Source organism: Veronia nyctiphanis, from assembly GCF_004116385.1.
Lineage (GTDB): Bacteria > Pseudomonadota > Gammaproteobacteria > Enterobacterales > Vibrionaceae > Veronia > Veronia nyctiphanis.
Genome location: NZ_PEIB01000020.1, coordinates 31,272 through 45,273 on the forward strand (window position 1 = coordinate 31,272; position 14,002 = coordinate 45,273).

Annotated in this window: 4 protein-coding genes and 4 pseudogenes; 1 reads left to right on the forward strand and 7 read right to left on the reverse strand. The window is 48.7% G+C overall.

Annotation, left to right across the window (positions count from 1 at the left end; genetic code table 11):
* Nucleotides 1-20 precede the first annotated feature (20 nt).
* The 3 genes and pseudogenes from CS022_RS15360 to CS022_RS28175 all read right to left on the reverse strand — a co-directional run bounded on the left by CS022_RS15360 (nt 21) and on the right by CS022_RS28175 (nt 5,809).
* Complete coding sequence (locus CS022_RS15360; protein WP_129123042.1) at nt 21-422, reverse strand: YacL family protein; 402 nt, start codon at nt 420-422, stop codon at nt 21-23.
* 240 nt (nt 423-662) lie between these two features.
* A pseudogene (gene acnB, locus CS022_RS15365) lies at nt 663-3,259 on the reverse strand (bifunctional aconitate hydratase 2/2-methylisocitrate dehydratase).
* A 235-nt stretch (nt 3,260-3,494) separates the two neighbouring features.
* A pseudogene (locus tag CS022_RS28175) lies at nt 3,495-5,809 on the reverse strand (patatin-like phospholipase family protein).
* A gap of 81 nt (nt 5,810-5,890) precedes the next feature.
* Here CS022_RS28175 and CS022_RS15375 point away from each other — a divergent pair.
* A pseudogene (locus CS022_RS15375) lies at nt 5,891-7,803 on the forward strand (methyl-accepting chemotaxis protein).
* 80 nt (nt 7,804-7,883) lie between these two features.
* On the opposite strand, the gene CS022_RS26490 reads toward CS022_RS15375, so the two are convergent.
* The 4 genes and pseudogenes from CS022_RS26490 to aceF all read right to left on the reverse strand — a co-directional run bounded on the left by CS022_RS26490 (nt 7,884) and on the right by aceF (nt 13,989).
* Complete coding sequence (locus CS022_RS26490; protein WP_235869544.1) at nt 7,884-8,177, reverse strand: hypothetical protein; 294 nt, start codon at nt 8,175-8,177, stop codon at nt 7,884-7,886.
* Nucleotides 8,159-10,210 (reverse strand): patatin-like phospholipase family protein, encoded by a 2,052-nt coding sequence (locus CS022_RS15380; protein WP_235869545.1) that lies wholly within the window; start codon nt 10,208-10,210, stop codon nt 8,159-8,161. The genes CS022_RS26490 and CS022_RS15380 overlap by 19 nt, the downstream gene beginning before the upstream one ends.
* A gap of 213 nt (nt 10,211-10,423) precedes the next feature.
* Nucleotides 10,424-11,851: a dihydrolipoyl dehydrogenase gene (gene lpdA / locus CS022_RS15385; RefSeq protein ID WP_129123043.1), complete on the reverse strand. Its 1,428-nt coding sequence runs from the start codon at nt 11,849-11,851 to the stop codon at nt 10,424-10,426.
* 255 nt (nt 11,852-12,106) lie between these two features.
* A pseudogene (gene aceF / locus CS022_RS15390) lies at nt 12,107-13,989 on the reverse strand (pyruvate dehydrogenase complex dihydrolipoyllysine-residue acetyltransferase).
* Nucleotides 13,990-14,002 lie beyond the last annotated feature (13 nt).

The window sequence follows — 14,002 nt, forward strand, 5'->3', positions numbered from 1 at the left end:
TGTATGTTGTTTGATTTGCTCTATCTTGCACCGTAGCGCTTGATAAAGTCCTGCCATGCATTCAAGACCTGATTGAAGTCTTCAAGCCCACACAAAGAGACGCTTTCTTCATCATAGTCTCTGAGATCATCACCTTGTTCATGGCTGTCATTACTGATTTCGGAAGACAACTCTCTCTCAACGACAGCATTTGTCTGCACCAAGGCCTCTTCACGGCTCAGGGTAAGGTGGAGCTCTTTACCCGCACGTTGCCACTCACCACCAGACACAGAGATGTGCTGTGAAGCAGAAAGCACCTCGGATATTTCTTCAAGGTTGGTACTCACCTCATCGACCAACCAGCGGCCAAGTGCTTCATGCCCCATGGAAAGTTCTGCATGGAAACTGCCATCCAACGTGTTGCGGCGAAATTCATAATCCATGTGTATTCCTCGGTTCTAAACGGTCAAAGCTGCCCATTTTCAGCAAAACTGACACAGATGCAAGCCAATCTACCTCTTTGCAAAGCCAGTAAATTGGTCGACTTATTTCTTATACAACAGTATAGGGACCGTCGCAGCAGGCCAGCGTATCAAAGCTAGCACTGCGCGCTAATTTCCCGAATAGCAGGCATAAAAAAAGCCCCCGATAATATCGAGGGCTTCTCAAGCATGAAGAGACTATCAGACAGCAGCCTGAATAATCACGTCATCTGCTTTTTTGGTGTACTCATCCATACGATGGAAGTTGAGGTAACGGTATGTATCTGCCGCAGTCGCATTGATCTGCTCAGCATACTCCAGATACTCTGCAACCGATGGGATTTTACCCAGCATCGCACCCACCGCTGCCAGTTCAGCAGAAGACAGGTAAACATTCGCGCCTGTACCTAAACGGTTAGGGAAGTTACGGGTAGATGTCGAAAGTACGGTCGCACCGTCAGCAACACGTGCTTGGTTACCCATACACAGCGAACATCCCGGCGTTTCAATACGCACACCAGCACGGCCATAGATACCGTAGTAACCTTCTTCAGTTAGCTGGTCACGGTCCATCTTCGTTGGTGGTGCTACCCACATACGGGTAGAAAGCACAGAGCCAGACTTATCAAGTAGCTTACCAGCAGCACGGAAGTGGCCGATGTTGGTCATACAACTACCGATGAAGACTTCATCAACTTTGTCGCCTGCAACGTCAGAAAGAAGGCGTGCATCATCTGGGTCGTTCGGCGCACACAGGATTGGCTCTTTGATGTCAGCCAAGTCGATTTCAATCACTTCCGCGTATTCCGCATCCGCATCCGCTTCCATCAGCTCTGGGTTTTCAAGCCATGCTTCCATAGCAGAAATACGACGCTCGATGGTACGACGATCGCCGTAACCTTCGCTGATCATCCACTTCAACATCACGATGTTTGATTGCAGATACTCAGAGACAGAATCCTGAGACAACTTAACCGTACAGCCAGCCGCTGAACGCTCAGCCGATGCATCAGACAGCTCAAATGCTTGCTCAACGGTCAGGTGATCAACACCCTCTATCTCGAGGATACGACCAGAGAATGCATTGATCTTACCTGCTTTCTCAACAGTCAGAAGACCTTGCTTGATCGCGTAATAAGGGATGGCATGAACAAGATCACGCAGCGTGATGCCCGGCTGCATATCACCTTTAAAGCGAACCAGAATTGACTCAGGCATATCCAGTGCATAACACCCGTTGCTGCTGCGAATGCAACCAGACCTGAACCCGCTGGGAACGAAATACCCAGAGGGAAACGTGTATGTGAGTCACCACCTGTACCAACGGTATCAGGCAGCAGCATACGGTTCAGCCATGAGTGGATAACACCATCACCCGGACGCAGTGACACACCGCCACGGTTCATAATGAAATCAGGCAATGTATGGTGCGTGTTGACATCAACAGGCTTTGGATACGCTGAGGTGTGACAGAATGACTGCATTGTCAGGTCAGCTGAGAAGCCAAGACAAGCAAGGTCTTTCAGCTCATCACGAGTCATTGGGCCCGTGGTATCCTGAGAGCCCACTGTAGTCATCTTAGGCTCACAGTATGTGCCTGGGCGAATACCTTCAACGCCACAGGCTTTACCTACCATCTTCTGGCCTAAGGTATAGCCTTTACCTGTATCAGCAACAGACTGCGGGCGACGGAACGTATCAGTCGCTGGCAAGCCCAGTGATTCGCGCGCTTTCTCTGTCAGGCCACGGCCGATGATAAGTGGAATACGACCACCAGCACGAACTTCGTCATAAAGCACATCTGTTTTTAAAGAGAAGGTCGAAAGAAGGTCGTCGCTGCCGTTGCTGCGAACTTCGCCTTTGTGTGGGTAAATGTCAATCACATCACCCATGTTGAGCTTGGATACATCCAGCTCGATTGGCAGTGCACCCGCATCTTCCATGGTGTTGAAGAAGATTGGTGCGATTTTACCACCTAGACAGAAACCGCCAGCGCGCTTGTTTGGCACGAACGGGATATCGTCGCCCATGAACCAAAGCACAGAGTTAGTCGCAGACTTACGTGAAGAACCCGTACCCACAACATCACCGACGTAAACCAGTTGATGGCCTTTTTCTTTCAGTGCTTCGATTTGTTTGATTGGACCAATAACGCCTGCCTGATCCGGTTCGATGCCTTCACGGGCATTCTTCAGCATTGCCAGCGCATGCAGCGGGATATCAGGACGCGACCATGCATCTGGTGCAGGTGACAGGTCATCAGTATTTGTTTCGCCAGTGACTTTGAAAACAGTCATGGTGACTTTTTCAGGCACGTCTGGCTTGGACAAGAACCATTCAGCATCAGCCCATGACTGAAGCACAGTTTGTGCGTGTGCGTTGCCAGCTTTCGCTTTTTCTTCAACATCATAGAATGCATCAAACATCAGCAATGTGTGCGAAAGTGCTTTAACTGAAAGTGGTGCCAGAGTGTCATCATCAAGCAGTGACACTAAAGGTTCGATGTTGTAACCGCCTTGCATGGTGCCAAGCAGTTGAACCGCTTTTTCTTTTGACACTAAAGGAGATGCGCACTCTCCTTTTGCAACAGCAGCAAGAAAGCCCGCTTTAACATATGCAGCTTCATCAACGCCTGGTGGAATACGATTTTCCAACAGGTCGACCAGAGTTTCTTCTTCTCCGGCTATTGGATTTTTTAACAATTCAACCAGATTGGCTGTTTGCTCTGCGTCCAGAGGTTTTGGGGCAATCCCCTGAGCAGCACGTTCTTCGACGTGTTTACGGTAGGCTTCAAGCACGACTGTTTCCTCATCATTGCGTCTGGCTATTGCACCAGACATCCTTGGAATATATCTCGGCTTACCAGGCTGGCAAATAATGAAAGCCGCCAACGCAAAAGCTGGGTGCCTGTGCGACCGAGCGGGCATGTTAGCACTTTTTAACCAAAATTTAAAATAAGGCCCCAGAACACAACAAGTCACCGCCAGTATGTTGAAAGTACAGCGATATAGTGTTGCCAGAGCCCGTTAAACGTTAAAACTGCGTACCCAAACTGAGATAGAAAGAATCATGTTCCGAGTCGGTAATGCCATAAGCAACCAACACCGGACCAATAATCGTATCTACCCCCGCAAATATACTGCCAGCATTGTAAAATGGTATGTCTTTTATCGAAAAGTCAGGGTTATTCCACACTGATCCTCGCTCAATAGAGGCACCCACATAGACAGGCGTTTTAAAAAGACCAAAATCGTTATCTTGAAGGCGATACCTGTAGATCAATGAGCCAAAGGCTGAGTTATCGCCACGCAGCCTGCCTTGAGGGAGGCCTGATAAGTTAAATAAGCCACCAAGCTCGCGAAGCCTCACAACAAGCTCCCCAGTATCAAAACCAAAACTTGTGATAGCAGCAGCCCTGTCAACATCCGTCCCCTGATAACTTAACTCTCCAAAGAGAGTATGACGTCCAATGCTTTGAGCATGTGATAATTCGACTTCCACTTGATTGGAGTCGATGACTTTCTCAAAGAGTTGGTTATCAAGAACGGTATCTCTGACTGAGCTCAGCTGAGCATGGAAGTAACTTCCTGATGACGGAAATACTCGGTTATCAAGGGTATCAAGTGTAATACTGATATACTGCTTGTCTTGGCTAAACTCACGGCGAAACAGAGCACCGCCTCTTGTTTCTTCCCCCACCACAAAGTCAGCACCGACGCTAAACTGGCTCCAAAGTTCTGGTTGCCAGCCCAATTCAGCGCCCATTCTCCATTCTTTCGTTCTTGAGGTCAGAATGATAACGCTTTCCTGTTCATCAATTTTTTTCTCGTCATCCGTCAGATCGTACTGCGTCACTTGCTCAGCGATATATTTACCCCATGGACGAATAAAAAATTCCTGTGACGCAACGAGAGGCGCGAACAGTTCTACACCCGCCACTTTTCGATTACCTAACTCAAGCTCAGTCATCAGCTCCGCACCGTATTCGCTGAGGCCAGTATTGGTGATTCTGACCCCCGCAGAATAAAGGGTGCTGGTACTGAAATCATCCTCAATATTGACGCGAAAATCGAGAAAACTCGGGCCCCAACTTCTTTCTTCGACATCGAGAAACAGAGCATTACTGCCGTCATTTTTATGTATTTCAAAATCAACTGACTCAAAGCGATCCAACGCATTGAGGTTGGAAATACTCTCTTCCAGTTTTGCAGTATCGAGAAGACCGAGATCGACATCAAGGCGGTCTTTTAACACCTCATCAGACAGGGACGTGTTGTTATTGATAACAACATCAGAAATCGTCATCTGATCGCCAAATTCAAGAAGCTTTCTACGCGCCTGTTTGCGTTCAACATAATCCTGATAGACCGCAGAGTCGACTTTCAGTGGCTTAAGCGATGCTTCTGAGAGACGAGTTATTTGATAACCCTTTTGGAGTGCTTCCGGCATTCTGTCGAAATCAGCCGTTTCCATGTCACCAACAGCGGGTGTCAGTAGCACATCCTTGTCTGATAAATTAGCAATCTGCGCCTTTGTGGTGTTGCGAACGAGAAAGTTAATGAGCTGATTACTGACTGATAAAAGGTTTTTAGGTTGTCCGCTTTCGCGTAGTCAGTGCTGATATCAACGGCGATGACGATATCTGCCCCCATCGCCTTAACGATGTCCACGGGCATATTGTTCACTGAGCCACCATCCACCAGCAACTTCCCATCTAACTTAACCGGTGGTAATGCGCCGGGCACCGACATACTTGCGAGCATCGCCTTCGTCAACACACCTTTATCAATCACCACGGTACCGAGGTTTTCAATGTCTGTTGCCACGGCGCGGAAAGGAATCACTAAATCGTCGAAGGACTCCAACGCTGGCAGTGTTCCTGTCGACTCACGCAGAATGCGCTTCATGTATTGTCCCTGAACAATCCCCTGCGGTGTCTTTATCTCGGTGCCTTCGTAGCCAATGCTGGCCTGTATATTGTACCTATCGTCAGAGGCTTTCGAATGAACACGGCGGTCCGCCCTGCTCTCTCTATCCTGATATCCCTGATTCCACTCAATCGTGTCTATCAATACTTCAATTTCATCTGCACTCATGCCTGCAGCATATAACCCACCAACGTAGGCGCCCATACTGGTGCCTGCAATATAATCGACAGGAATATGCATTTCTTCTAACGCTTTTAATACGCCAACATGCGCAGCACCTTTCGCACCACCGCCACTGAGGGCAAGGCCGATTTTAGGTCTTTCAGACTTTTCTTCTGCAAAGGTTAAAGTTGAGGAGAAAATTGCCGACAAAAGAACTGCAGCGGTAAAAATTCTTCTCAATGAACACTCAAAAACCATTCGAAGTTGCTCCGCGTTTTTCCTACTTATAAAAATTCACTACAACGTAGCCGCGCCCCTTGGCGGTTCTCGGAGAGAAACATGAAGTTTATGCATCTGACTATAAAGCAAAAGCTTATCATGGCGTTAGTATCAGCGTGATAACCACCACCCTTATATTGTGCTCGCTTAGCCTCTTTAAATCATACAGCATTATCAAACAGCGCCTGATGGAACGGGAGTTGCCTATGACACTGGACAGTATCAGTCAGCAACTCGAGGCAGACGTATTTGCACTTGAACATGCCGCAGAGACACTGGCGAATAACCCAATGATGATAAAAGCCGTTTCAAACCCCGACGTTGATGAAAATCAGCAGATGATCGTTGAGTCTCTGAGAAAACTGAAGCAACAGTACAAGCTGACAGATGCCTCCATCGCGAACCGCACAACTGCGCATTACTGGAATCAAAATGGCTTCCTCCGTCAATTGAACCGTGGTCAGGATGGTTGGTTTTATGACTTCCGTGATTCAGCCAAACCCGAAATGACGCACCTTTTCCGTGAAGCCAACGGTGATATGAAGCTGTTTGTTAATTATCAGCTCACCAACGGACAAACACTGGCTGGGTTATCTCGCTCCATGGACAGCATGGTAGATATGCTGAACCAATTCACCATTGAGAAAACTGGCTTCGTCTATCTGGCGTCTGGCGACGGTCAAATCAAACTTCATAAAAACAGCCGCTTAATAGGAAGCAGCAACATTCGTAACCTTTATCAAGGCGACACCAGCTCGTTGCTGAGGAAAGGTGGCATTAACCTGACAACCGTTCAGGTCGATGGCGAAGACATGGTTCTGGCATCAGAATACGTGCCCGCGCTTGACTGGTTTCTTGTCGCACAAGTCCCCGAAAAAGAAGTCTTCGAGCAACTTTACACCACAGGTCAGAGCCTCATTTTCATCGCAATCATCGTCTGCCTGATCTTTGCTACTGTTGCCGTGTTTGTTGCCGCCAGCATTGTCCGTCCGATCACCCAGCTCGCAGATGTGTTTAAAGACATCGGTGAAGGACAGGGAGATTTGCGCCAACGCATTCCGGTCGAAAGTAACGACGAAATCGGGAAACTGGCGCAAGGCTTTAACAGCTTTGTCAGCCAGATACATCGCCTGATCACTGACGTATCAGACACTAGCCAGTCATTGAATCGCGCGGCAGAAACTGTGTCTTATCAGGCGAAAACAACCGAAGACAACAGCACAAGCCAACGCGATCGCACCATTCAGGTCGTCGCTGCCATCAACGAAATGGGTGCGACTGTCAATGAGATTGCCTCTAACGCAGCGCATGCCGCAGACTCTGCAAATCAAGCCGCAACGGAAACCTCGACGGGTCAGCAAGTTGTTGTCACTGGCCGAGACACCGTTAACCAGCTCGCCAGAGATATGGACAAAATGGCAGAGGTTATTCGGAATCTGGCTGAGAATACCAACGCAATCGGCAGCATTCTCGAGGTTATTCGTGGTGTTTCTGAGCAAACAAATCTGCTGGCACTCAATGCAGCCATTGAAGCGGCGCGTGCTGGTGAACAAGGTCGCGGTTTTGCGGTTGTTGCCGACGAAGTAAGAAGCCTTGCCAGCCGCACGGCAGAGTCGACCAATGAGATTCAGACGATGATCGACCAATTGCAGCAAGAAGCGCAAAATGCGGTCATTGCGATGGAGCACTCTCAGGCCCTGACAGGCGAAGGGGTCACAGCCGCTGATAATGCCTCCGGCGCACTGGCACAAATCAATCAACAGATCATTTTAATTTCGGACATCAACACCACAGTGGCTGCCGCCACCGAAGAACAGTCAACCGTGGTCAATGATATCAACCGGAACATTGAAGACATCAATGAAACGACACTGCGTACCGCTGAAACTGCTGCACTGATGTCGGAATCGAGTAAAGAACTGCACCATTTATCCACCCAGCTTGATGGCTTGGTTGGGCGTTTCAAACTTTAAGCCACAATAGATATAAAAGCCGCGTTTCAATGACGCGGCTTTTTTGTAGGTAACTGGTGAACGGTTAATGACGAATCAAGTCAGAATTGCGTACCCAGGCTCAAGTAAACAGAATCATATCCTTTTTCGGTCAATCCATACGCCAATAGTACCGGCCCAATTATCGTATCCATGCCAGCAAAGACACTGCCTGCGTTATAGAAAGGGATGTCGTCAAACGACAAGCCTGCGCCATTCCATATTGCTGCACGTTCAATAGAAGCCCCCACATATAAAGGCGTTTTGAATAACCCGAAATCATTATCCTGAAGGCGATACCTGTATATCAGCGATCCAAGTACGCTGTTGTTACCAATCAGGCGACCTCTGGGCAATCCCGATAGATTGAAAAGCCACCCAACTCACGAGGCTCAATAAGGAGGTTGGTCTGTTTATAGCTACCAAACGCCGAGACCTCAGTAACATCAAGAATATTTGCGGTTCCAGAATAGGTTAGTTTCCCAGATAACGTGTGTTTGTCATAACTCGCCGCATGGAGTAGCTCAACATCTAATTGCTTCGACTTTATGTCTGTCGGCCCAAGAATCGCTTCGGCGGTTAAACTGTCAGATACCCAACTATACATTGCTGACAGATAACTGCCTTTTGACGGAAAAACCCTGTCATCGAGAGTATCCATGGTGTATCTCACATAGGGCCTTTCACGCGAGAAATTGCGCTTAAATAAATTTAACTGGTTGAGCTCTCCAACCCGATACTCATAACCAATGCTGAGCTCACTCCAAAGCGTGGGTTGCCAGCTAAGCTCTCCCCCCATGCTCCATTGTTCCTTGCGCTCTATTACAAACGTATCCTTGTAAATATCGTCGGAATCTAGGCTCGGCTCATCACCAGGTTGGAAAAATTCAGTCGCTTGTGTCGCTGAGTATTTGCCCCAAAAACGACTGGTAAATTTCTGGGATGGACCCAAAGGCACAAATAGGCCTACTCCTACGGCACGGTTGTTACCCATCTCTAGCTCAGTGCTTAACTCTGCGCCATACTCACTCAAACCCGTGTTGATTATTCGCAGGCCCGTGGTGTAAAACGCGTTGTCGTTGAAATCGTCCTCAATCGAAAAACGAAAATCTACAAAGTTAGGCCCCCAACTTCGTTCACGTACTTCAAGGTGTAATTCATTCCCTTCATCTGTTTGATGAAGGTCGTATTCAATCGATTCAAAACGGTCAAGGGCATTTAGATTCTCAATCGCGGCCTCAAGATCACGCGTATCTATTTTTCCGCTTTCTATACCCAACTTTTCTTTCAGCAAATGTTCAGAGTATGGCGAGTTATTGCTGATCGTCACCTTTGCCACCTCAACCTGATCGGCATAAACAAGTTGCTTTCTGCGTTGCTGCTTCCTCTCAACATAAGCCTGATATTCAGCGGACGACACGACCAACGGAGAGAGTGTGGCATCTGATAGCAAAGTGATTTGGTAGCCTTTCTGAAGAGCTTCTGGCATGCGTTCAAAATCAGCCGTTTCCATATCACCAATATCGGGGGTCAAAAGCACATCCTTTAGAGACATATTGGCAATTTGAGCCTCTGTGCTACTTCTTACCATGTAATTGATCAATTGATTGGTAACTTGGTAGAAGCTCTTTAACTTGTCTGCCTTGGCATAATCGGTACCAATATCAACTGCAATAACAATGTCAGCGCCCATGTCTTTCAACACATCGACAGGCATATTATTCACGGGTCCACCATCCACCAAGAGGGTGCCATCAACATTTGCAGCGGGCAGCACACCGGGAATGGCCATACTGGCAAACATAGCTTTACTCAATATTCCTCGGTCAAGGATCACAGGGGTGAGGTTTTCGATATCTGTCGCAACAGCACGGAACGGCAAGACCAATTCATCGAATGAGGTGAATTCAGGAAGCGATCCTGTCGATTCACGCAGAATACGCTTCATATATTGCCCCTGCACGATACCCTGCGGGGTCTTTATTTCCGTTCCATCAAAGCCAATATTGACCCTGAGATTGTACTTGTCATCAGAGGCCTTCGTATTAACCCGACGCATTCCACGCTCTGCTCTATCCTGATAACCCTCAGTCCACTCGATGGATTCAATAAGCACTTCGATATCATCAGCAGTCATCCCAGAGGCATAAAGCCCTCCCACATAAGCCCCCATGCTGGTGCCCGCAATGTAGTCAACCGGAATATGCATCTCTTCTAGCGCTTTCAGCACACCGACATGGGCCGCGCCTTTTGCACCTCCACCACTCAGGGCCAGCCCTATCTTGGGTCTCTGCGGAAAGTCATCGGCGAAAGACGATAACGAAAATAAAAGAGACATCAGTGCCAGCATCACTGCCAATCGTTTGCTGAAAGAGAAAGCACATCCCATGAAAGCCAACCTGCTGAGAATATGGAAAAGATAAGTACCGAGCGAACGCTAAGTCACTACCAATGACTATAAAGCAACTCAGCGCTGCAACTGAAACTTTTGAGAGGGAGAGATATTCTGCAAGCAACCAAAGGTTGCACGCGCGATCGTTGGGCATAAAAAAAAAGCGCCCAACTGGACGCTTTTCTTACGGTGCTAAATCAGCCAGAAGAATTACTTCTTCTTCACCGCTTTTTTGTTTGGCAGGTCAGTGATTGAACCTTCAAACACTTCAGCAGCCAGACCAACAGACTCGTGCAGAGTCGGGTGAGCGTGGATAGTCAGTGCGATGTCTTCTGCATCACAGCCCATCTCGATCGCCAGACCGATTTCACCCAGCAGTTCACCACCGTTAGTACCAACGATAGCACCACCGATTACACGGTGAGTCTCTTTGTCGAAGATGATCTTCGTCAAACCATCAGCACAATCAGACGCGATTGCACGGCCAGATGCTGCCCATGGGAATGTCGCCACTTCGTAGTTCAGACCTTCTGCTTTCGCTTCTTTCTCAGTCTTACCAACCCATGCAACTTCTGGCTCAGTGTATGCAATTGAAGGGATCACTTTAGGATCGAAGTAGTGCTTCTTACCAGAGATAACCTCTGCCGCTACGTGCGCTTCGTGCACACCTTTGTGTGCCAGCATTGGTTGGCCAACAATATCACCCACAGCGTGGATGTGCGGTACGTTAGTACGTAGTTGCTTGTCAACGTTGATAAAGCCACGCTCATCAACTTCAACACCCGCTTTTTCAGCGTCAAGCAGCTTACCGTTAGGGATACGGCCGATTGATACCAGAACAGCGTCATAACGAACAGGCTCAGCAGGTGCTTTCTTGCCTTCCATCGTCACGTAGATACCATCTTCTTTCGCTTCAACCGTGGTCACTTTCGTTTCCAGCATCAGGTTGAATTTCTTATTGATGCGCTTAGTGAAGACTTTGATGATGTCTTTATCTGCCGCTGGAATAACCTGATCGAACATCTCAACAACGTCGATATCAGAACCCAGCGCGTGGTAAACGGTACCCATTTCCAGACCGATGATACCGCCACCCATAACCAACAGCTTCTCTGGCACTTCTTTCAGTTCCAGCGCATCAGTTGAGTCCCAGATACGTGGGTCTTCATGCGGAATAAATGGCAGTTCAAGAGGACGTGAACCCGCTGCGATGATCGCGTTGTCGAAGTTAACAGTTGTCTGACCGTCTTCGCCTTCAACCACGATGGTGTTAGAGCCAGTGAATTTGCCGTAACCGTTAACTACGCTAACTTTACGCATCTTCGCCATGCCACCAAGACCGCCAGTCAGTTGATTAACAACCTTCTCTTTCCATACGCGGATCTTGCTCAGATCAGTTTGTGGTTCGCCAAAAACAACACCATGCTCGGCCATTGCTTTCGCTTCTTCGATAACTTTTGCAACGTGCAGCAGGGCCTTCGATGGGATACAACCCACGTTCAGACAAACACCACCCAGTGTGCTGAATTTCTCGATAAGTACGGTTTCCAGACCTAAATCGGCACAACGGAAAGCCGCTGAGTAACCAGCAGGGCCTGAACCCACGACAACGACCTGGGTTTTGATTTCTTTACTCATTCTGACCTCATTGTAATCTTTTGTCCCTAACAGGCTAATCACGGATTTTATGCTTTGATTTGCTGCTTATTGTGCCGAGTGCCGTTATGAGGGCTATCCCAGTTGGGGCCGTCATTCTAGCGCCGACAGTGCGAGCAGAAAATGTTAATCCAGTTAGCCTGTGACCAATACATCAATTCGCGCCAGTTAGACCCCCGGTCTTAGCAAACCTGAAACGCTGTCGCAGGCTTGCCACTGGCGCAAACGGGTGGTGCGTTACAGTACCAGACGACGAATGTCAGACATTACGCCATTCAGGTAAGTAATAAAACGCGCACCCTCTGCACCGTCGATCACGCGGTGATCGTAAGACAGAGACAGAGGCAGCATCAGACGTGGTTCGAAGTCTTTACCGTTCCATACTGGTTTCATTTCAGACTTAGACACACCAAGGATACCTACTTCCGGTGCATTCACGATTGGTGTAAATGCAGTACCACCCAAGCCGCCCAGGCTTGAGATAGTGAAGCAGCCGCCTTGCATGTCAGACGCAGTCAGCTTACCAGCACGGGCCTTCTTCGAGACTTCCATCAGCTCAAGAGACAGCTCATGGATGCCTTTCTTGTTCACGTCACGGAATACAGGAACAACCAGACCGTTTGGTGTATCGACAGCGATACCGATGTTCACGTATTTCTTCAGGATCAGGCTCTCACCGTCTTCAGACAGTGAAGAGTTGAACGAAGGAAAGGCTTCAAGCGCTTTCGCTGCTGCTTTCATGATGAACACCAGCGGGGTGATCTTCATGCCTGAGTCTTTCTTCGCTTCAATTGCATTCTGTTCTTTACGGAATGCTTCCACTTCAGTGATGTCAGCGTTATCCCACTGCGTTACGTGCGGGATCATTACCCAGTTACGATGCAGGTTCGCGCCAGAAATCTTCTTGATGCGAGACAGAGGCTTAACTTCTGTTTCACCGAACTTGCTGAAATCAACTTTCGGCCAAGGCAGAAGACCCAGGGCAGCGCCGTCATCTTTACCAGATGCAGCCGCGCCAGCAGAACCTGATTCAAGACGCTTAAGCGCATCTTTCACGAAGTTTTGAACGTCTTCTTTCACGACACGACCTTTACGGCCAGTGCCTTTCACTTTGGCAAGATTAACACCAAACTCACGAGCCAGACGGCGAACAACCGGAGACGCGTGTGCGTACTCGTTGTTTTCTTCAAACTCACCAGTCGCTGCTGGTGCAGACGCCGCTGGAGCCGCCGCTTTAGCTGGCGCAGATGACGCCGGAGCAGCTGCTGCTGGCGCAGGCGCCGCGGCAGGTGCAGCACCCGCTACCTCGAATACCATGATCAGAGAGCCAGTCGATACTTTATCGCCCGCTGCTACTTTGATTTCTTTCACAGTACCTGTAAATGGTGCTGGTACTTCCATTGAAGCCTTATCGCCTTCAACAGTGATCAGAGATTGCTCTTCTTCAACCGTGTCGCCAACCGCTACCATGATTTCGGTAACTTCTACTTCGTCACCACCGATATCAGGAACGTTAACGTCTTTTGCTGCAGAAGCCGCTGGTGCAGCTGCAGGAGCCGGAGCAGCCGCTGGCGCAGCGCCAGAACCCGCTACTTCGAAGACCATGATCAGAGAACCGGTAGACACTTTGTCACCCGCGTTCACTTTCAGCTCTTTCAGCACACCCGCGAATGGCGCTGGCACTTCCATTGAAGCCTTGTCGCCTTCAACAGTGATCAGAGATTGCTCTTCTTCGATGCTGTCACCAATAGCAACCATGATTTCAGTCACTTCACTTCGTCATCGCCGATATCTGGCACGTGAACTTCTTTCAGTTCAGCGGCAGCAGCTGGCGCAGGCGCAGCGGCAGGCGCTTCTGCTGCTGGAGCAGGTGCCGCTTCCGCAGCACCCTCAGCCTCAAAGATCATGATCAAAGAGCCAGTCGACACTTTGTCGCCTTCCGCTACTTTGATCTCTTTAACAATACCCGCTTGAGAAGCAGGCACTTCCATTGATGCTTTGTCGCCTTCAACATTAATCAGCGACTGTTCTTCTTCTACTTTGTCACCAACACTGACGAGGATCTCAGTAACTTCAACCTCATCTGCACCGATGTCAGGAACATTAATTTCAATAGCCATGTCTAATTGCCTC

Bases quoted from the DNA above. Each gene is read 5' to 3' on its own strand.
- lpdA (WP_129123043.1), bottom strand. From the start codon at position 11,851: ATGAGTAAAGAAATCAAAACCCAGGTCGTTGTCGTGGGTTCAGGCCCT.
- CS022_RS15360 (WP_129123042.1), bottom strand. From the start codon at position 422: ATGGATTATGAATTTCGCCGCAACACGTTGGATGGCAGTTTCCATGCA.
- CS022_RS15380 (WP_235869545.1), bottom strand. From the start codon at position 10,210: ATGGGATGTGCTTTCTCTTTCAGCAAACGATTGGCAGTGATGCTGGCA.